The 19518-nt window shown below is 35.0% G+C and carries 18 protein-coding genes; 11 read left to right on the top strand and 7 right to left on the bottom strand.

Features of this window, described 5'->3' with window-relative positions; translation table 11 throughout:
* Window positions 1-23 precede the first annotated feature (23 nt).
* Window positions 24-749 carry a glucosaminidase domain-containing protein gene (locus ACQKMV_RS12355; RefSeq protein WP_427504237.1) on the bottom strand — a complete coding sequence of 242 codons (726 nt, stop codon included), beginning with the start codon at window positions 747-749 and terminating at the stop codon, window positions 24-26.
* A gap of 983 nt (window positions 750-1732) precedes the next feature.
* Here ACQKMV_RS12355 and ACQKMV_RS12350 point away from each other — a divergent pair.
* The 8 genes from ACQKMV_RS12350 (at window position 1733) to ACQKMV_RS12315 (ending at window position 10461) form a co-directional block, all read left to right on the top strand.
* Entirely contained in the window at window positions 1733-2698 is a 966-nt protein-coding gene (locus ACQKMV_RS12350; RefSeq protein WP_427504236.1) for an ABC transporter ATP-binding protein, read from the top strand.
* Window positions 2691-4205: an osmoprotectant update ABC transporter permease/substrate-binding subunit OpuFB gene (gene opuFB, locus ACQKMV_RS12345; protein WP_427504235.1), complete on the top strand. Its 1515-nt coding sequence runs from the start codon at window positions 2691-2693 to the stop codon at window positions 4203-4205. The genes ACQKMV_RS12350 and opuFB overlap by 8 nt, the downstream gene beginning before the upstream one ends.
* Window positions 4206-4686: 481 nt before the next feature.
* Complete coding sequence (locus ACQKMV_RS12340) at window positions 4687-5955, top strand: DUF5068 domain-containing protein (RefSeq protein ID WP_427504234.1); 1269 nt, start codon at window positions 4687-4689, stop codon at window positions 5953-5955.
* Between the two features lie 251 nt (window positions 5956-6206).
* On the top strand, window positions 6207-6737 hold the full coding sequence (locus tag ACQKMV_RS12335) for a TetR/AcrR family transcriptional regulator (RefSeq protein ID WP_427504233.1): 531 nt from the start codon (window positions 6207-6209) through the stop codon (window positions 6735-6737).
* Between the two features lie 5 nt (window positions 6738-6742).
* Window positions 6743-7069 carry a DMT family transporter gene (locus tag ACQKMV_RS12330; RefSeq protein ID WP_427504231.1) on the top strand — a complete coding sequence of 109 codons (327 nt, stop codon included), beginning with the start codon at window positions 6743-6745 and terminating at the stop codon, window positions 7067-7069.
* A 14-nt stretch (window positions 7070-7083) separates the two neighbouring features.
* The gene (locus tag ACQKMV_RS12325) at window positions 7084-7419 is read left to right on the top strand and encodes a DMT family transporter (RefSeq protein ID WP_427504229.1); all 336 of its coding nucleotides are present in this window, start codon (window positions 7084-7086) and stop codon (window positions 7417-7419) included.
* A 180-nt stretch (window positions 7420-7599) separates the two neighbouring features.
* Window positions 7600-8031 (top strand): hypothetical protein, encoded by a 432-nt coding sequence (locus ACQKMV_RS12320; protein ID WP_427504228.1) that lies wholly within the window; start codon window positions 7600-7602, stop codon window positions 8029-8031.
* 111 nt (window positions 8032-8142) lie between these two features.
* Window positions 8143-10461 (top strand): YheC/YheD family protein, encoded by a 2319-nt coding sequence (locus ACQKMV_RS12315; RefSeq protein WP_427504227.1) that lies wholly within the window; start codon window positions 8143-8145, stop codon window positions 10459-10461.
* Window positions 10462-10539: 78 nt separating this feature from the next.
* On the opposite strand, the gene ACQKMV_RS12310 is transcribed toward ACQKMV_RS12315, so the two are convergent.
* Window positions 10540-11745 carry an ATP-grasp domain-containing protein gene (locus ACQKMV_RS12310; RefSeq protein ID WP_427504275.1) on the bottom strand — a complete coding sequence of 402 codons (1206 nt, stop codon included), beginning with the start codon at window positions 11743-11745 and terminating at the stop codon, window positions 10540-10542.
* A 148-nt stretch (window positions 11746-11893) separates the two neighbouring features.
* On the opposite strand from ACQKMV_RS12310, the gene ACQKMV_RS12305 reads away from it, so the two are divergent.
* Together ACQKMV_RS12305 and ACQKMV_RS12300 are read left to right on the top strand one after the other, a co-directional pair.
* Window positions 11894-13288 (top strand): UDP-N-acetylmuramoyl-tripeptide--D-alanyl-D-alanine ligase, encoded by a 1395-nt coding sequence (locus ACQKMV_RS12305; RefSeq protein ID WP_427504226.1) that lies wholly within the window; start codon window positions 11894-11896, stop codon window positions 13286-13288.
* Window positions 13289-13428: 140 nt separating this feature from the next.
* Window positions 13429-14814, top strand: coding sequence for a UDP-N-acetylmuramoyl-tripeptide--D-alanyl-D-alanine ligase (locus tag ACQKMV_RS12300; RefSeq protein WP_427504225.1), 1386 nt, complete (start codon window positions 13429-13431; stop codon window positions 14812-14814).
* A gap of 58 nt (window positions 14815-14872) precedes the next feature.
* Here ACQKMV_RS12300 and ACQKMV_RS12295 read toward each other — a convergent pair whose 3' ends face one another.
* From ACQKMV_RS12295 to ACQKMV_RS12280, 4 genes are all read right to left on the bottom strand, one after another.
* The gene (locus tag ACQKMV_RS12295; RefSeq protein WP_427504224.1) at window positions 14873-15805 is read right to left on the bottom strand and encodes a C40 family peptidase; all 933 of its coding nucleotides are present in this window, start codon (window positions 15803-15805) and stop codon (window positions 14873-14875) included.
* 954 nt (window positions 15806-16759) lie between these two features.
* Entirely contained in the window at window positions 16760-17122 is a 363-nt protein-coding gene (locus ACQKMV_RS12290) for a VOC family protein (RefSeq protein ID WP_427504222.1), read from the bottom strand.
* Between the two features lie 59 nt (window positions 17123-17181).
* Window positions 17182-17580 (bottom strand): DUF5367 domain-containing protein, encoded by a 399-nt coding sequence (locus ACQKMV_RS12285; protein ID WP_427504220.1) that lies wholly within the window; start codon window positions 17578-17580, stop codon window positions 17182-17184.
* Window positions 17581-17596: 16 nt separating this feature from the next.
* Window positions 17597-18169 (bottom strand): TetR/AcrR family transcriptional regulator, encoded by a 573-nt coding sequence (locus ACQKMV_RS12280; protein ID WP_427504219.1) that lies wholly within the window; start codon window positions 18167-18169, stop codon window positions 17597-17599.
* 202 nt (window positions 18170-18371) lie between these two features.
* Here ACQKMV_RS12280 and ACQKMV_RS12275 point away from each other — a divergent pair, with 202 nt between their 5' ends.
* Window positions 18372-18635 carry a hypothetical protein gene (locus ACQKMV_RS12275; RefSeq protein ID WP_427504218.1) on the top strand — a complete coding sequence of 88 codons (264 nt, stop codon included), beginning with the start codon at window positions 18372-18374 and terminating at the stop codon, window positions 18633-18635.
* 283 nt (window positions 18636-18918) lie between these two features.
* Here the strand turns inward: ACQKMV_RS12275 and ACQKMV_RS12270 are convergent, their stop codons facing one another.
* On the bottom strand, window positions 18919-19296 hold the full coding sequence (locus ACQKMV_RS12270) for a hypothetical protein (RefSeq protein ID WP_427504216.1): 378 nt from the start codon (window positions 19294-19296) through the stop codon (window positions 18919-18921).
* Window positions 19297-19518 lie beyond the last annotated feature (222 nt).

The raw sequence follows: 19518 nt of genomic DNA, 5'->3' as shown, positions 1-19518 counted from the left end.
TTATTCATGGAGATTTTTTTACATTAATATTTATAAATATTTAATTGCTGACCGGCTTCAATTCTATCAGATCGAAGCTGATTCCATTGTTTGATGGACGTAACTTTAACATTATGTGCCTCTGCAATATGCATAAGAGAGTCACCATCAGCTACGGTAATTGTTTTTTTATCTTTGACAGGGCTGTCATACTGTTGTAAGTCATACTTTGCTATCAGTGCATTAAGTTTTTCATTGTATTTTGAATCTGTTGCATAAGAGCCTGTTAAAAACTTTGTAGCATCTGAATAGGTCTTCGCGTTACTTTTGAAAACTCCTGCATAGAAATTTTTGTTCCAAGAAACCCCATTACGCATTAATTTAACATAATCTTGTATGGAAGCCTCATAGGAAGGATATTTGCGAAATTCAGCCATTACCCTTGTCATATTACCTGAACCATCATCCTCAGATGTTTCCAATGTTACGGAGTTATTTTGATAACTACCTTTCATACCAAATAAATTGTTATTTGGAGCAGAACCAAGGCCACTTTGTCCATGCTCACTTTCTAAAACGGCTTGCGCAATGATAATCGATGCATACAAGTCATTGTCGGCACCTTTTTTCCGTGCAATTTCAGCAATAGAGCCAATAAATTCTTCTACACTAGGATTATTATCGACTACTACAGGCGCTTCAGTTTCATGAGTATTGAATAGCTGTGTCACCATAAAAAACGAAATACAAATAACAATAACAGTAATCATCAGACCTTTAAAAAAATTAATTAAGTATTTCATTGATTATTGATGTTGGTAGATTACAACATCTCCCTCCTTTCATTTCAATAACGAAGTTCATATATTTCTAATTATTACAGAGTTATTAATAGAAATAAAGTCAGTTTTCTTTTATAGAGTACATCATTTATAGAACGAAAAAACCCTTCATTTAGTTCCTTAATTTCCAGCACCTTTTAGAAATGAAGGTCATAAATAGATAGTTGCAATAGTTACTCAAAAAAACAAAAATGGTATTATTAACATTTATGAAGCTATTCATTTTGAAAGGACATCTTTATTGAATAGTAGTTAGTCGTACTCAAAAACAGTATACGATTTACTATGAAAATTATGAGACACATAGAGTAGAGCGTCAAGAGGACCAACGTTTTGATATGAAACAAAAAATAAGTTTGAAATCATTTTAAATAGTGAAATATATATAGTAACTCGGTGTATTTTAAAAAAGTGTCAGTTCTAGACCTACTATGCTTAACGTATATGAAATGAAGAGAATTAAAATAGTAGTTTATTTCTATTTTAAAACATTTAGTAAATAGACTAGACAATGTGTGTTCTCGAAAGATCAAGGAAGCCGAGCAAAGTGGATTAGTTGATTGGAGTGGAGGCTGGGCGACTCCTTGGGATCAGCGTCACAGATGAGACCCTGGAGCGAGCAGACAGAGGAACGAAGGCTAAAAGCATCACGTCCTGTGATAACGCCTTCGTGACCAACATCGTGTTGCCCCAAGCGGCTCATCGGACGCCCCCAGGAAGCTCTGCGCGAAAGCGAAGCGTCAGCGGCAAATGTTTTATCTGTAGCGAAAGCAAAGCGACAGCTACAAATGTTTTCTGCGCGAAAGCGAAGCGGCAGCGATAAAAGCGCCTAGCCGGAACGGAAATCAACCCTTCGTTTTGCTAAGAGATAATGAGTTTATGTAAAAGCAATATTAAAAGGAGCCTATACAATGATAGCATTTGAAAATGTCACAAAAAAATATGAAAATGACCAAGTCGCAGTGAAGGCTATTAATTTAGAGATCAACAAGGGAGAATTCTTTGTTCTTATTGGACCTAGTGGCTGTGGAAAAACAACATTATTAAAGATGATTAATCGATTAATTTATTTAACGGAAGGGACCATTCGAATTAACGGTAAAAGAATTAGTGATTACAACATACATGAATTGCGATGGAATATCGGCTATGTCCTTCAACAAATTGCGCTTTTTCCCCATATGACGATTGAAGAAAATATAGCTGTTGTCCCTGAATTGAAGAAGTGGAGTAAACCGCAAATCCAGCAAAGAGTTCGTGAGTTATTGGATATGGTTGGACTTGAACCAGATAAATATAGTCAGCGCAAGCCAATAGAGCTTTCTGGTGGTGAGCAACAAAGGGTCGGTGTTGTTCGTGCATTAGCAGCTGATCCAGAAATCATTTTAATGGATGAGCCTTTTAGTGCTTTAGATCCGATTAGCCGCACAAAATTACAAGATGATCTTCTAGAGCTTCAGCAAACGATACAAAAAACAATTGTCTTTGTTTCGCATGATATGCAAGAGGCTTTAAAATTGGGTGATCGAATATGTGTAATGAAGGATGGAGAGATTGTGCAGATTGGTACTCCTCAAGAAATCATACAAAATCCTGTTAATGATTTTGTTCGAGAATTTATTGGGGTAAAAGAGTATGGGGCGAATACTTTCAATATCCAAGATGTAATTGAACCAATTGCAGGCGAAGATGACCAAAGAAATCGAGAGTACACCATTTCTTCCAGAGATTCTTTACATACCATTCTACAAAAATTAGCTCATTATGAATGTTTAGGTGTGGAAGATAACGGAAAAATAATAGGCGTTGTCACAAGAGCATCTATGCTTCAGTATTTAGCGCATGATTCCTTAGAAAGAGGTAATATAAATGGCTAATTTTTTTGAGGTGTTTAGTGAACGAAAAGGCCAGTTATTGGCATCTTTATTAGAGCATATTCAAATTTCCTTCATTGCACTATTTCTTGCAGTGGTGATTGCTATTCCTCTAGGAATCTATTTAACGAATAAAAAGAAAATAGCAGAAAGTATTATTGGGATTAGTGCAGTTTTACAAACGATTCCTTCATTAGCGTTATTAGGGCTATTGATTCCGTTGTTTGGCATCGGAAAAGTACCTGCAATTATTGCCTTAGTTGTTTATGCACTTCTTCCGATTTTACGCAATACATTTACGGGGATAAACGAAGTAGATCCGTCTTTAAAAGAGGCAGCGATGGCTATGGGGATGAATACTCGAAAGCGATTAGTGAAAGTAGAATTGCCCCTTGCTATGCCTGTTATAATGGCGGGGATTAGAACAGCTATGGTATTAATCGTTGGAACGGCAACTTTAGCAGCATTAATCGGAGCTGGGGGATTAGGGGATATCATTTTGCTAGGAATTGACCGAAATAATACTGCACTTATTATTTTAGGGGCTGTCCCAGCTGCGATTTTAGCATTAGTGTTCGACTTTTTACTAAAAAAGCTAGAATTGCTTTCGTTTAAAAAAACAATTACAGCATTGAGCATTATTAGTGTTGTGGCATTATTAATGATTATCTTACCGCTACTAAACTTCAAAGAAAAAGAAGAAATTGTCATTGCAGGGAAGCTAGGCTCTGAACCAGAGATTCTAATAAATATGTATAAATTGCTTATTGAAAATGAAACAGACTTAAAGGTGCAATTAAAACCTGGGCTTGGAAAGACTTCCTTTGTATTTAATGCACTTAAGTCTGGCAGCATCGATATTTATCCAGAATTTACTGGAACGGCAATTTCAGAGTTTTTAAAAGAGGAAGCCATCAATAATAAGCAGGAAGATGTTTATAACCAGGCGAAAGATGGAATGATGAATAAATTTGGCATGGTAATGCTTAGTCCGATGAAATATAACAATACGTATGCCTTGGCGGTATCAAAGCAAATGGCTGAAACCTATCATCTGCAAACAATTTCTGACATTAAGCCTATTCAAGAAACGATAAAAGCTGGATTCACATTGGAATTTAATGATCGAGAAGATGGTTATTTAGGCATTCAAAAGCGTTACGGTATTACACTTTCAAACATAACAACAATGGAGCCAAAGCTTAGATATCAGGCGATCGAATCAGGAAATATAGATTTATTAGATGCTTATTCAACGGATAGTGAAATACGTCAGTATAATCTGCAAGTATTAGCAGATGATCAGCAACTATTCCCGCCTTATCAAGGAGCTCCTTTACTAAGGAAAGAGACGCTAGACAAGTATCCTGAGATTGAAACAGCTTTAAATAAGTTGGCAAATCAAATAACAGATGATGAGATGCGTGAAATGAATTATCAAGTAAATGTAGAAGGCAAAAATATAGAAGAGGTGGCGCGCGAATATTTAATAAAGGCTGGACTGCTGTAAGACGAAAATCATGTGATACAAGAAGCTAGAAAAGAGATGTTTATCTTTTATCTAGCTTTTTTTTGTTAGTTTTTATCACGGAGTTTGAAAAAGAGCTAATGGTGAACAGCGAAGCGGCAGCCTTAATTAAGCTAAGGAAAAAATACATGATTTCACATGCAACTATATTCATGGGTAGATTATACTTATTCTCTGACAACTTAGAGAAATAAAGTTTTTTTAGTACATAAATAATTATTATTCGATGGAATTATCTCGAAAAAGGTCAAATATGGTAAATGCTGTAAAATGAAAAATAGGATAGAATTATTCAATAAACAATATTTGGATGCTCATTACTTCGTTAGTACAATTTCTTCCAATTCAAGTTGTTTTGGAGATAAATGTGGATTAAAATGGGTATCAGCTCAAAAAATAGCTTATATAATTCGTTTTTACAGTTGGGCCTAAAAAATTTTAAAGACACATCTTGGAGGAAGAAATGAAAAAGAGTTTATTTTTAATGTCTTCGCTAATTTTATCAACATCAATTATTCTTAGTGGCTGTGGAAAAAGCGCGGACGAAACAAAAAAAGACGATGAACCAAAGAAAACACAGGAGGAAAAAGGACAAGATAAAGATAAAGTCCAAAAGGAAGAATCTAAAAAAGATCAAGAATCAACTAAAGAATCAGCTGACTTTGCACCTTTAATTTCTTATATGGAAAAGGAAACTCAAGGGAAAACTAAAGTTCTTTTTGAAAACAATGAACCACAAGTACATAAAATGGAGAATGTTTCAATTTCGCTTGATGCATATTCAGTAGTAGAATTAAAGGATTTCCACACAGATTTTAATATTCCATTTGGTGATCAAACTGACGGTGGGGTTATTTTAGCTAAATATACCGTGAAGAATGGTATGGATAAAGATGTTTATTACATGCCTAGTCTATATGTTACATTTACGGGTGCAAATAAAGATTATTCGAATTATAAGGATTTAATTCCTGAAGAAAGCCAATTGCCAACAAAATTAGGCTACAAGACTGATTATTTGCTAAAAGCAGGTGAAGAGATAACTGGGTATATCGCTTATCCATTCGGTGAAACAGATTTAGCAAAAATCAATAAATTGGGAACAGTAACAGTAGAGGTTCCAAAACCGATTACTGAAAAGGAAAATTACGGCTCTACGATTGGTTCTGATGGAAGATTTAATCTTGCTATAAATGCGGATGGCTCGAAAAAAGTAGCAAGTAATTCGTCATTTTATCAAGATAAAGTAACAATGGACAATATGGGCGAAAAGAAGATGTTGAAGGAAAAAAGCGACATTAATGAAAGTAAGAAAATAGGGGATGTAAATGCTATTCTAGAAGGGTATCAGTTTACACAATTTACACCTAATGAGGTGGAAGCTCCACGTTTCTCTAATTTCACGAATGGTGTCACTTTATTAACAGTGAAATTTAAGCTAGAAAATAAAGCAACAAGTGAAATCGGTTTATCATCTATGTCTTCGAAATTATCAGTTAACAATGGCGCGCAATATTCATTAAGCGAGGGTATGCTATTGAATTACAAGTATAATGACATTATTAAAGCTGGCGAAACTGGCGAGCTATTGCAAGTATTCGTATTAGATCAAGAGCAATATGAAAAAATCTGGAAAGATAAAGCCTTTGAAATTGAATTAGGTCCTATCCGAAATAAAGGAGCAGAGGATACTTCTAAAGGTAAAAAAGAAACGTTTACATTACCGAAATAAAACTAGTATGAGCCCTCTCACAATTTGAGAGGGCTTTTGCTTGGTGACATAGGTTGATTTTCACCCCGAGTTGGCGCTTTCCGTAGGCTTGGCTTCAATCTCCTTGTCAATCCGGTGCTTTCAACGCAAGCCCATCCCCGCAGTATTACAGACCCCCTTTTTTTCTTTGTATTTGACGATGTGAAGTAAGAGCTATAAAATAAAAAAAGACCGTCCAGACGGTTTTTTATGCTTTTAAAGGGGGCGATTATATGTCATCAAAAGCAGATTTAAAACGTTCATATATTATTGAAACGGCGATTGATTATTTAAAAGACAATGATTTAAGCACTTTAACTTTAGAGAAAATCGCTAGTAAGGCGAACATTAGTAAGGGTGGGTTACTGTATCATTTTATAACGAAGGATGCACTTCAAACAGCAATAGCTGAGAAGATTTTGAACGAGGTTGTACAATCCTATGAACATCTAGCAAGCCTAGAGCAAGGGACAGGGAGATTAACGAGAGCATTTATTTTAGCTTCTCAAAAAGATCTTGCGAATGGGGCATCTTTAAATATTGCGATTCAAATTATGCAAAATGACAATTCAGCCATCTCAACAGTTTATGAATGTTTACTAGACGAGTTGTTTCAAGATGGCTTGGAGGAATCCGTTGTTCATTTGATTCGGTTAACGATTGATGGATTGTATTATTCGAAACTATTAAATATCGCACCGATTTCTGCTAAGGCAGCAGACGGTGTCTTTAAACAATTAATGCACATGACAAGGAAGGACTAACAGACATGAGTGCTCTTGGTTATTTATTCATCTCAATTTTCTCAGAAGTTTTTGCGAGCTCGATGCTGAAACTAACAAATGGCTTTAAACGAATATTACCGACAATGGGTGTAGTGGTTGGATATGGAATAGCTTTTTATTTCTTTTCTCTAACATTACAATCTTTAGAAATTGGTACTGCGTATGCGATATGGGCAGGGGTAGGAACGGCGTTAACGGCAATAATCGGTGTAGTCTTTTATAAGGAATTATTCAATTATAAAAAGCTTCTAGGTATTTTATTAATTATTGTCGGTGTAGTTATACTAAACCTTGCTGGTAGCGGACATTAAGGAGGAATTTGTGAATGAAGGGTTATTTATTTTTAGCGTTATCCATTGTCAGTGAGGTATTTGCAACAACGATGCTGAAGTTTTCAGAAGCATTTACAATTCTAGGTCCATCGATAGCTGTCGCATTAGGATATGGCATTTCGTTTTATTCATTATCCCTTTGCTTAAAAACACTACCATTAAGTCTTGCATACGCCATTTGGTCAGGTATAGGCACAGCATTAACAGTCATTGTTGGAATCGTTGTATGGGGAGATATTTTTAATCTTTACTCAGCAATCGGAATTACACTGATTATTGGTGGTGTTATTCTTCTAAATCAGGGAGACCATCATAATGCGGCAACATAACATCCAAAAAGGAAAACGTTCAAAATGGACGTTTTCTTTTTTGTAGAATCCTTGTTTCCTTTACGAAAAAAGTCGTCATATTCCTAAGTGCTACATATTATAGCGAGAAGGTGTTAAATATTTTTGTAACTGTTTCAATGTTTATGGATAGCTCATTAAGACTTGGGAGGGCTGAGGGAAATGAATAATGAAAATAAAAGAAACCATTTTCTATGTGAAGCGCTCTACGACATAAAAGTACTCCAGGATGTGATAAAGGATTTCCATTCTAAATACTTTGGTCACCTGCTTGTGAAAATAGTGGGAAGTGATACGATTCCCTTTTTTTTAATAACACACAACGGTACTCATTTAAGGTTAATGGATACTGTAAAGCAGTTTGAAACAGAGTTTTTTCGTATAGAGGCTATTGATCGAGAACGTTGTCGAGGAACTGTTTCGCTTTTGCGAGCCTATGATTATGAAGGGCATGATACGAATATGATATCAGAGGTTGTCCGATTAGAGCGAACATCCTCAGAAAAATCCATTGAATTAAGTGGTATATCTGCGATTCAGTTATTGAAGCCTGACATGTTAAAAGGGAAATTTATCATCGAGCCCAAATGGTGATGAAATTTTAAACTACTAAAATAACATAATAATTAGAGCATCTGTCTAGGTGCACGTTGTATTCATTGAATTTATTAGATAGAGAATCCTATGAAAGGAAGAGATTAATGGATGACAATTATCGGAATGTTGCATCATCGTCTAGATCCTAGAACAGTTATTAAGTCATATGCATATGCGGCTGTTGCAAAAGCAGAAGGGGCTCAATTTTTTTATTTTACACCAAAAAGCGTTGACTTTGATAAACGTTCCATAAGAGGAAAGGTATATGAAAATGGTGATTGGCATGAAAGAATGATGCCCTTCCCAGATGTTATATACAATGCAGGGAGTCCCGAAAAATTATCGGTATCAAAGGACATTATTGAGAAATTAAAAAAGGAAATACCTTTTACAACCTATTCTATAGGGAACAAATGGAATGTTATTAAGCGACTTAAAGAAGCAAAGGAATTCGATAAGTATTTAATTCCATCTGAGGTTGTGGAAAATGTTGATTTACTCCATAATTTTATGGCTTTTTATAAAAAAGTCGTATTTAAACCGATAGATGGTCGGAAGGGCAAAGGGATTTATTTTATTTCGAAAGTAGGAAGAATTAACTTTGAGGTAAGGAAGGATAGGGAAACTACTATTTGTTCAAAGGCACAGCTAGATGAATTAATTAGAGGGCAACTTTCTACAGGCACCTTTATCGTGCAGCCTTATATCCAATCCATAACAAAATCTGGCCAAATTTATGATTTTCGTCTTCACGTTCAAAAAAACGGTGAGGGAAAATGGGTTATAACGACGATTTACCCGCGAATTGCACCAAATGGCTCGATTATACCGAATATTAACAATGGTGGTTTTACGAATTATTTAGATCCTTTTTTAGAGCAGGAATTTAAAGAAGAAGCTTATGATATTCGGCGGATGTTAGAGCATTTTTCCTTGTCACTAGCTCGACATTTAGATGAAATTCAAATGGTGCAATTTGGAGAAGTTATTGATGAAATTGGCATTGATATAGGCTTAGATGAGCAAAGAAAAATTTGGATGTATGAAGTGAACTGGCGACCAGGTTGTCCTCCTGCTTTTTATTTAGAATTAGATGTGGTCATCAATACTATAAGGTATGCAATGTACCTTGCTAAGAACAAGAAACAGATTAAAAGGGAAATTATGCAACATAGGAAAAATGAGGATATAGCCGAAGTGAAAAAGAAAATTACGCAACAGGAGAAAAATAAGGATATAGCTGAAGTTAAAAGAGAAATTATGCAACAGGAGGAAAATAAGGATATAGCCGAAGTTAAAAAGGAAATTACGCGACAGAAGAAAAATAAGGATTTAGTCGAAGAAAAGGCTTTACCGATTATCGCGATTACCGGCAGTGCTGGAAAAACGACATCAAAAGCATTCCTTGCCTCTATTTTATCGGAAAAATGGAATATCTTTGAGTCAAAAGATTATTGGAATACAACAGAGCATACGAAAAAACATAAAGAAGAAATTAATGCTTCGCATGAGGCTGTTGTGCTTGAGTATGGGATGGCTTATCCAGGTATCATAACAAATCATTGTAGTATTATCCAACCAAATATAAGTATTATTACAAACATCGGTTTAGCTCATGTAGGCAACTTTGATGGAGATATTAAAGGAGTGGCCAAGGCAAAGTCGGAATTAATACATGGAATGGACCAAAATGGTTTATTAATCCTGAATAAGGATGATGAGAATTCAAAATATTTAGAAACACAGCGGTTTAAAGGGGAAATCCTAACAGTTGGTATTCATAGCGCAGCGAACTATAATGCTTATGATATTCAATATAAAGATATCGGTATGACCTTTAAAATAAAGCTGCAAGGACAAGAAATTGCAATGTATATCCCAATTTTAGGAGAACATCATGTTTATAATGCGCTTAATGCGGTTGCGGTTGCAGATTATTTAGGGTTTAGTCCAGAAGATATTAAAGCAGGGTTAAATTTCAAAAAACCACCTAGAAGATTAACGATTTATAACTGCCGCGATGACATTACAGTCATTGACGATACCGTTCACTCTCATCCTCAGGGTGTACGTGCTGCTATTGATGTTCTTACAAATATAGCGAAACAACGTAAAATTGCTATTATTGGTCAAATGCGAGAATTAGGGGAGTTAAGAGAAGAGGAATATCGTAAATTAGGCGAATACATTTATGAGCAAGACATAGATCTATTCATTACTTATGGTTTCAGAACGGAAGAAATGGGAGCAGCAGCGCAGGCAAAAGGGATGGATTCTTCTAAAATTTTTCATTTCCTCGATAAAGAAAAATTGCATGCTCTCTTAGAGAAAGTCATAAAACCTCACGACACCATTTTAGTAAAGGGTGCTAGCAAAACGAATATGTTTGATACGGTTAAATTTTTAGATCAAAAATATCAAGAATAAATAAAAAAGCCCGAGTAATTGACCTTGTTGAAAGGAGGCAATTACTCGGGATATTTTTTATAGGAGTGCATTTTAAATCTAAGATACTTTTAGGATGAACTTTATTTCTTTCGCGGCGTTAAAGGCTTTATTTTTAGCTTCAGTTAATGTTGCCCCTTCCGCGATTACATATGCATAACGATGTCCCATTGATAAAGGAGGGGTCAGCAATGTCCCTCTTTTCGGCTTCACATATACATCCACTACTCCTGGTGATTTCGTCGCTTTATTTCTTCCAATAACTTTTTCTAAAATACCTTTACTTTCAACAATGACGTATTTTGTATAGACAAACTTTCTATGCTTTGGATTGATATCGGGGCGCTCACCTAAAAATAATTTAAGTGTTTCTTCCACTAAATTAAATCCAAAAGCGGCGTGAAGCATCGTATTCATTGCTCCCCCTGAGATTCGTGGATTAATCTCAATAAGCTTCCAGCCATTCTTTGTTAAACGAAGCTCTAAATGCAGAGTACCATTTTCGATGTTAAACGCTTTAACGATAGATTGAAGAACTTCCTCAAGACCAGTTTGAATTTCTTTAGGAGCTTTAACGAGAACACCATAACCAGTAATGATAAAACGTTTACCTTGAGTAATTTCTTGTTCAATAATACCGATGATATTAGCTTGCCGTTTATAGACAAGTGCTTCTACTAAATATTGCGGACCTTCGATATATTCTTCAATCATAAGTGTTTCACGAGGATTTTTGCTTCGTAGATAGCTCAGGTGTTTGTTCAGTTCACTTGAGTCGTTTGCTAACAAAACATCTTTGGAGCCAGTAGATCTTGGAGATTTTATAATAAGTGGGAATTCCAAATTATTAGGGACGGACTCATTTGGCTTAAGAAGAAAAAAGTTAGGAGAATAAGGCTGATTCTTTAAGAAATTTCTAGTTTTCTCTTTATCCTCCATCATTTCAATAGCTGTTGAAGATGTATAGTTGTCACAAAATTCATCACATAAAATTGAGGCAATATGAACAAATGGGTCAACAAAACTAACAATAGATTTTATTTCTAACCCGGTTTTAATTAAATTATAAATTTCTTCTTTCAAGTCTTCTAAATTCGAAGTATCAATAAGAATCATTTTATGAATTTCTGGGTAGGCTTTTCTCTGCTGTAATTGCTTTTCATTGTTAGTAAAAAGTACAGTAAAATAACCTAATTTTTCTGCTGCTCTGGTTGCTTCACGACTTGACCCGGATTTGTTTGTGCCAATAAATATAATCGTTTTCAGGTATATCACTCCTTCTATTGTTACTAAGATGCTTAATCAACTATATATATATGCGAAGAAATAGATTTCCTCTAGTTATGTATCTCGTATACATCCAAGCAACTTTTAAGAAGTTACATATACTAGAGTGGAAAGGAGGGAAAATAATATGAAGCCTCTTACGGTGCAGAATTTAACAGTCATTACTGCAGGCCATTTAGTGCAAGGGTCGGAGGAAGTGTTGATTCAACATGCGGCTTATCGACTGAAGCAAGTGAAAAGACCAAATACCGCCCTTTTTATGAGTAAACGTATTGTCAACTGGAAAGACTTAGAGCCACTTTATCCTTTAGTACTTGTAACCGATAGACTATACAGCGAATATGAAATACCTGAGCAAATAATCATCATTAAAGTAAATAATATAGATGAGGCATATTGGAAATTTGTAAATTATTATCGCAATCAATTTGATATCCCTATCGTAGCCATTACTGGTACTTCTGGTAAATCGACGACAAAGGAAATGATCAAACATATACTTTCTGAAGAACTAAAAGTAGCATCCACACCACTTAGTAGTAATTCTAGAACCGCTTCTTTGCAATACTTACTGAATATTGATGATCATACCGATGCAGCTGTTTTTGAAACTGCTGTTGGTTCACCGGGGGACGTCAGACTTGCGGGGGAATATTTCAAGCCGACTATTGGGATTATTACAAATATAGGGGCACATCATTTAAATTATTGTAAAACTTTAGAGGGGTATATCCAAGCAAAGGGTGAAATGTTGGACATTATTAGTCCTGCAGGCTCATTAATCCTTAATGCTGAGGATATCAACACAAGTAAAATAGATTTATCAAAGTTTCAAGGACACGTCATTAAAGTAGGTAAGCATGAATCTTGTGATTTTCGAGCAAGTAATATTCGCTACCATAAAAACGGTATGCTGTTCAACGTTCATCACATGAAGAAACTCTATGAAATCTTTGTACCAGGTTTTGGCGAGCACCAAGTATATAATGCCCTTGCTGCGATTGCAGCTATTTATGAAATGGATTTGCCGATTTCGTTGGCAGCTAAACGACTGCAATCATTCCAAAAATTGAATAAGCAGCTTCAAGTATTTAAGGGCATTAATAATTCCATGTTAATAGATGATACATGGAATATTACGACCACTTCTTTGGAGGCAGGATTAAAGGTTTTGAACGCGCTCGGAGAAGACAAGAAAAAGATTGCCATTATTGGAACGATTACAGATTTAGGGTCTTGGGGATATATTATTCACGAACAAGCGGGAGAATTAATTAGTCAAATTGGGGTTGATGTACTCATTACGATAGGGGAACATGCAAGCATTATAGCGGTTCATGCCATTGAGGCAGGACTGAATTCACCTGTGTATATTTTTAAAAATAGTACGCGCGTCTATAAACTGTTAGAAGACATTGTAGATGAAAATACGATTCTTTTCATTAAAGGAGATATGTATAGTAAAGAAGTTTCGAAGTTGGCAGATGATTTAAAAATAAAAAAAACATCTTCTTCTGAATAGATTTCACCTAAATAAATGTTATTTTTCATCATTTACTAGAATGAGCATTTCTATTGTCAATTGCTAGAAATGCAAAAGCATAGTCATTTATTAATTCATTTATTCAGAAATATACTTTATAGAAAGGGGGCGTAGTTAACTTGCAACATATAAGTGTGACCGATATAAGAAAATTATTACAAGGAGAATTAATAAGCGGTTCTGAACACTGGTCTGTAAAACATGCAATTTATTATAACCGACATGAACTGACACAAAATCATACACTTATGTTTGTTAGTAAAAGTGATACTATCAACTGGCAAGAGATAGATCGAAAGGGGCCATCTCTAGTCATTTCGGATAAATCATCAGAAGAATTGAAAAATGCGCTGAAGAATACGACCGTTATACGCGTCAAGAGTATTGTGCAGTCATATTGGAAATTCATGGACTATTACAGAAATCTATTTCAAATACCCGTCGTTGCTTTGACTGGAACATGTGGTAAAACAACAACAAAAGAAATGATTAAACACATAGCTAGTAAGGAATGGAATGTTCAAGCATCTGTCAGCAGTAAAAATGAGCCACGGCAATCCTTACCCTACTTGACTGGAATCAATCAGAATACAAAAGCAGCAATCTTTGAATTAGGACTGGGGAATATAGGGAATATTAAACACCAATGTATGATCTATCAGCCTACGATTGGTATCATTACGAATATCGGAGTCCATCATTTAGATGGATGTATAAATCTTGATGGCTATATAAAAGCAAAGGCTGAAATTGTAGAAGGAATAAGAAAAGATGGCACGTTAATCATTAATGGTGATGATGAAAACATTAAAAAGATCCCCCTGAATAAATTTAAAGGGAAGGTTATTACCTTTGGCGTCCACGAAAAGTCAGATTATCAAGCTACGAATATCCAGTTCACAAAAGGCGGCATGAAATTTGTATTAAAAGTGTCAAATGACAAGTACAATTTATTTGTTCCAGGATACGGAGAACACCAAGTATATAATGCATTAGCGGCAATAGCTGCCGTAAAGGAAATGGGACTTTCCATTGCTGTCGCTATTTCGCAATTAAAAACGTTCAAAGCGATGGCACGGCACTTAGAGATTTCTAACGGCATTGGTGAAAGTACGATAGTAGATGATACATGGACAAACAACCCAACTTCTGTAGAAGCAGCACTAAAGGTTTTAGATACGATCGGAAAAGGGAAAAAAGTAATTCTTATTTTAGGTGACATTAAGCGATTAGGTAATTTCGAAGAAAAATATCATCGAGAGATTGGCACAATGGTCGCGAAAAGAAACATTGATACGCTTATTACAATTGGCAATAGAGCAGAAAATATCGCGAACCAAGCGCTGAAGGAAGGCACGAAGGCAGATGTTCATATTTTTCAAGATGTTACAGGAGTTTTAGATGTACTAAAGCCTAAGTTAGATAGTAATACCATTGTACTTATTAAAGGTCCAATGTCTAGCAAATCTATGATTGAATTTGCAAATCAGTTAAAAAATATATAATAGAAAAAGAAGCACTCCTTAAGGAATGCTTCTTTTCTATCTACAATATAAAACGGTCTTAAAAAACACGTTTTGCTGTAATATAATGATCTTTATAATAGTCAAATAATAGTACTCTTGTAGTTATACCATTAGAACTTGGAATGATTAAACGCTGATCTCCTGCATAGATAGCTACTAGTGAAGGAGTTTTAGATCCTTTAACACTATTAAAGAACACCATATCACCCTTTTTTAAATTGGCACGTGAAACTGTTGTTCCAACATTCATTTGTTCCTTTAAATTAGTTGTACCAAGTTTAATTCCACTCTTACGATAGATAAAGTCTACAAATCCAGGCGTTGTAAAGCGAAGACTTGCTTCATTATTTGAAGAGCTTATCGTTACTTTATTTTTATAATTAAAGGCGTTTTCAACAATTTTATCGCCTTTCGTAGCAGGATTAGCTGAAAGTAATGTAGGTAATACTCTACGGGCACCTACATAACTATTTGTATAATATGGTTTGCTATTTAAATCAGAAATAATAATATTTTGCTTAGAATCAGCCATGTGAATCATTTTATTGTCCCCAATATACATACCAACGTGGTCAGGGTCTGTTCCCGTTTTTTTACTCTTAAAGAATAGTAAATCACCTTTTTGTAATTGATTTCTGTTAACAGATGTTCCTTGCTGTATCATATAATCTTCATTATAAGTCCCGAGGTCAACACCATTTTTCTCGAAAATGTACATTATAAATGATGCACAAGAAAATTTATAAGGATATGTAGCCTTGTATTCCGCAGTGCTGTATGTCGCCTTACCAATTAAGCTTTTTCCAGTTTGAATTAGTTGATCTGCTTTCGCAGCAACAGCCTGTGTGTTATTTTGAGCGTTAGTTGTTGCAGCCTCTACTTCTATTGGATGAACAGTTGATTCTACCATTCCCAATGTACTAAAACCTATCGTTAATGCTAATGTTGTTGTTAAAAATCGTTTATTCATGTTGTTAAGTCCTCCTGAAGCTATTTGTTAGGATTAATCCGGTTTTGGCTTGCCATTGGAATTAATCGTAGCATGAAAAAGTAGGGCTTCTTTGAGGTAAATGTTACCACGGTGGATGGGGATTTGCTGCAAACACTTGATATAAAAGGCTTTGTCGCCTTAATTTACAGTTTTATTACAAATGTTTCAGTTGGGTGAAGTGTTATAGAAACGAAAGGTAATAGGGGCAGAACGTACAAGCATTTCTAAGCGGTGGTAGGAGGCATTAACAGGTGTAAACGACAATCATCGACCGATACACTAACATGGAATACTTAACGATAAACAAACTATCACATCTTTGGGGTCTAGCGAGAAATAGCGTTTGGAAAACAAAAATCTTTATTGAGGAGCTTTATAATGGGAGCGTTCTAGTCTACTAGAGGTGAGAGTCGAACTGTTTCCCACCGCTTGACGTTGTTGCTACGCTACGCTTTCGAACAAAAGATAAGTTGTTGGTGTGAGATGTCAGATACAGGTTTAGTGAAATGGTTGATTGGAGAGAGACTGAGCGACTCTTTGGGGACCAGTGTCACAGATAATAAAAAGACTGGAGCGCAAGCAAGCGAAGCGGCTCATCAACGCACTCCAGCAAAGTGCCCAGTCGGAACGGAAATAAACCTCTCAATAAGCCTACGATTTAACAGACAGCTTTGTGTGTGATTCTTTTTTTGCTCTTTGGAAGGCGGATGTCGATAATATTCAGAAGTTGGGTGATAAAACGCGAAAGTTAATCGATAAAACTAAAAAGTTGGGTGATAAAACGTAAAAGTGTTCCGATAAAATTAAAAGTTGGATGACATCCGCTGAGCTGAAAAGTTACTTAAACCTGCATTCATCTCACCACCTTTAGAGGTGGGAGACTTCTGCACCTGTCGCTTTGCTTTCGCTACAGTAAATAATTGCTGAAAGAAGTTAAATTTCCTGAATCATCTCAACCCTATTACCGAATGGATCCCTAAATTCAAAGCGTTCAAAATGAGGAATAGGAACTGATTCGAAAATTTCTATATGATGTTCAGCTAATGCCTTTTTCCACTGTTCTATATTTTCAACTTGATAGGCAATATGAGCCTTTGTCGTTAATCTATCAAAGCCATCCTCTGTCCCTACATGAACCTCTTTATTGCCGACCTGTAACCAAAATCCACCTCGTCCTTTAAGGGAATCAGGCTTTTCAAGTTCTTTTAGTCCTAATACTTGACAGTAAAAATGTTTACCTTTTTCTTCTTCACCTTTTGGAATTGTTATTTGAACGTGATGTAAGCCTATAACCATTTTTTCTCCTCCTTTAATTCTAATCGATACTTACTTCTAGGATAATAATGCCAAATCCTTTAATTTGACGAATGAATAGTATTTTTCCTTACGAATGTGGCCTTTGTAAAACCAGTAATGAGAATTAGGGAGTAAGCCCATAATAGCCATGAGGCGAAATATCGATCTAAGTAAGCCGATAAATTCGGGAAAATATTATCGAAAACTAATAATACAACTGCATCGATGAGCATTCCAGGTAATACGATACAAATAGCAGCCAGTAACCGTTCTGTACCTTTTGTCTTTTTCAAAGAATAAATAGGTATTGTCGCTATCCAAACGATCGGAATAGCTAAAATGTAAGTAGCTATCATGAGGAAAGGTTCTTCAAGGGTAAAAAAGTAATGCCCTACAAATCGAAATACAGCACTTGCTACAAGCCAAATCCCAAAACCCCAGCATAAAAAGAATCGCATAGTGTTCCTCCTCGAGTTATTTTCCTAGACGACGCAGTGCCTGAAGGATTGTTTCTAATTGCAGATAGAATACATCTACATCGAAATCGTCCCGCATCATCACTTGTATGGCCAAGCCATCAATAAGGGCGTTGAAAAAAATGCTCCAAGTTTCCATCGACACACCATCAATTGGTGATGTATCCCATAATTCATTTAAAATGTTACATAAATGTTCATTTTCGGACGCTAATATCTGTCCAATTTGCTGTCTAATAGTTGGGTTCGTAAAGCCGTAGACGATCAAAGTTGAAAATAATTTATGATAAAAGGCATCGTTTTCATATCGACTTTTTGCAGAGAGAAGTGCAGATTGAATCAATTCTTGATTAGTCATCAAAATCTCATTCCAAGAATCTTCACAGATGTCTTGGACAATTTCGAGAATGATTTGCTCTTTTGATTTGAAATGATAATAAATAGTTCCTTGTGTCACACCAGCTTGCTCAGCAACTGCCTTTAATGTGAATTTTTCAATCCCTTTTTCTACTAAACTTTGCCTAGCAGCAGTTAATAAATATGACTTTTCGATACCAGTAGGTTTTGCCATTCATTTACACCTCCAAAGATATTAGTTAGTTGGATAACTAACTATAAAATAACAAAATATCCCTTTATTTACAAGTGTATTTTGGCAACGAGGATCCAAAACAGATAAATGATAGAAGCACACAAAAAAGTATTTAGGCATTAAAAAATCTGAAGCAAATAAGCTTTTGGTTATCGAGGGATAATAGGGGAATTAATACGTAATGAGTAAGGAAAAACATTTAGAGAAAGGGAGCTTCATTGATAAATTAGATGATTATGCATGTGACAATAAACAGAGTAATAGGATTGTATCTGTACAAATCAATAAATACATTGATGAAAGTATGCAGCCAAATTACCTAAATACAAATATTACTATTAGAGCGTTAGATGATGATATTGCACATAACTTAGATAATCAAAAATGGCGAGATGGTATTTTAAATGGTCAAATTTATCGAGAGTTATTTAAAACAGATACATAGTTATTTTACAGTTCTCCCATACTTTATTATCTAATCTATTTATAAAAGTTGAATAAAGGTACAAACAACTTGCTCACACGCAGTGTATGACTAAGTTGTACATAAGACTATGAATTTGCTCGCACGTTGTGTACGACTAAATTCAATATTTTTGAGAGCGTCAGTAACTAACTCACACGTTGTGTATGACTTAGAACTTATGCTCTTAAAATTTTCAGTCATATTTTTAATTCTTTTGAATATACTTAATAATAAGTCGTACGTTGTGTACGTCCCCTCTTTTTTATTTGTATTCACTAAATATAATTTTACTTTGAAGAAATTGTGTATAGAACTGAATAATTTTAGATTGATGTCTCTTTCTAGGTGCATGTCCATATTTTTGTCTAAAATATACAGATGAAATAAAATTAACTAAGTCAGCTAATTGAATTAGATTACAATTAGGATCATGAGATTCTTTAATTTGTAAATCAGGATAAACTCTCAAATTTGAAGGGTTTTTTAATGCGTTATAAAAATTACTAATTTCACTTGGTTTTCCATCGTCACATATAACAAATGCAAAATCATCATTTTGGCTTAATTCAGTGTTTATTAAGTTGACTAATTCAGCATACCCATCCACATGCATTTTATTGTGGTCACTAATTCCAGTCATAGATTGATATGTCTGTTTATCAGTTATAGAAGCAACTATTTTTATATCACTATCTTGTAATAAAGTAAGTAAATCTTCAACTACTTTAAATCTATCATTATTATCAAGATTGTAATAAAAATCTTCGCCATCTAAAAATAATGAGAGAGAAAAAACAAGTAGTTGAATTGACTAAAATTGACTTTGAAAATTGACTCCATTACATTAAATATTAGTAATCTA

The organism is Lysinibacillus sp. NPDC094403, assembly GCF_050278745.1.
Lineage (GTDB): Bacteria > Bacillota > Bacilli > Bacillales_A > Planococcaceae > Lysinibacillus.
This window is presented reverse-complemented; position numbering and strand designations above follow the sequence as displayed.

Excerpts from the sequence above, each read along its gene's own strand:
- ACQKMV_RS12355 (WP_427504237.1), bottom strand. The coding sequence starts at position 749 with ATGATTACTGTTATTGTTATTTGTATTTCGTTTTTTATGGTGACACAG.
- ACQKMV_RS12350 (WP_427504236.1), top strand. The coding sequence starts at position 1,733 with ATGATAGCATTTGAAAATGTCACAAAAAAATATGAAAATGACCAAGTC.
- opuFB (WP_427504235.1), top strand. The coding sequence starts at position 2,691 with ATGGCTAATTTTTTTGAGGTGTTTAGTGAACGAAAAGGCCAGTTATTG.
- ACQKMV_RS12340 (WP_427504234.1), top strand. The coding sequence starts at position 4,687 with ATGAAAAAGAGTTTATTTTTAATGTCTTCGCTAATTTTATCAACATCA.
- ACQKMV_RS12335 (WP_427504233.1), top strand. The coding sequence starts at position 6,207 with ATGTCATCAAAAGCAGATTTAAAACGTTCATATATTATTGAAACGGCG.
- ACQKMV_RS12330 (WP_427504231.1), top strand. The coding sequence starts at position 6,743 with ATGAGTGCTCTTGGTTATTTATTCATCTCAATTTTCTCAGAAGTTTTT.
- ACQKMV_RS12325 (WP_427504229.1), top strand. The coding sequence starts at position 7,084 with ATGAAGGGTTATTTATTTTTAGCGTTATCCATTGTCAGTGAGGTATTT.
- ACQKMV_RS12320 (WP_427504228.1), top strand. The coding sequence starts at position 7,600 with ATGAATAATGAAAATAAAAGAAACCATTTTCTATGTGAAGCGCTCTAC.
- ACQKMV_RS12315 (WP_427504227.1), top strand. The coding sequence starts at position 8,143 with ATGACAATTATCGGAATGTTGCATCATCGTCTAGATCCTAGAACAGTT.
- ACQKMV_RS12305 (WP_427504226.1), top strand. The coding sequence starts at position 11,894 with ATGAAGCCTCTTACGGTGCAGAATTTAACAGTCATTACTGCAGGCCAT.
- ACQKMV_RS12295 (WP_427504224.1), bottom strand. The coding sequence starts at position 15,805 with ATGAATAAACGATTTTTAACAACAACATTAGCATTAACGATAGGTTTT.
- ACQKMV_RS12290 (WP_427504222.1), bottom strand. The coding sequence starts at position 17,122 with ATGGTTATAGGCTTACATCACGTTCAAATAACAATTCCAAAAGGTGAA.
- ACQKMV_RS12285 (WP_427504220.1), bottom strand. The coding sequence starts at position 17,580 with ATGCGATTCTTTTTATGCTGGGGTTTTGGGATTTGGCTTGTAGCAAGT.
- ACQKMV_RS12280 (WP_427504219.1), bottom strand. The coding sequence starts at position 18,169 with ATGGCAAAACCTACTGGTATCGAAAAGTCATATTTATTAACTGCTGCT.
- ACQKMV_RS12275 (WP_427504218.1), top strand. The coding sequence starts at position 18,372 with ATGAGTAAGGAAAAACATTTAGAGAAAGGGAGCTTCATTGATAAATTA.
- ACQKMV_RS12270 (WP_427504216.1), bottom strand. The coding sequence starts at position 19,296 with ATGACTGGAATTAGTGACCACAATAAAATGCATGTGGATGGGTATGCT.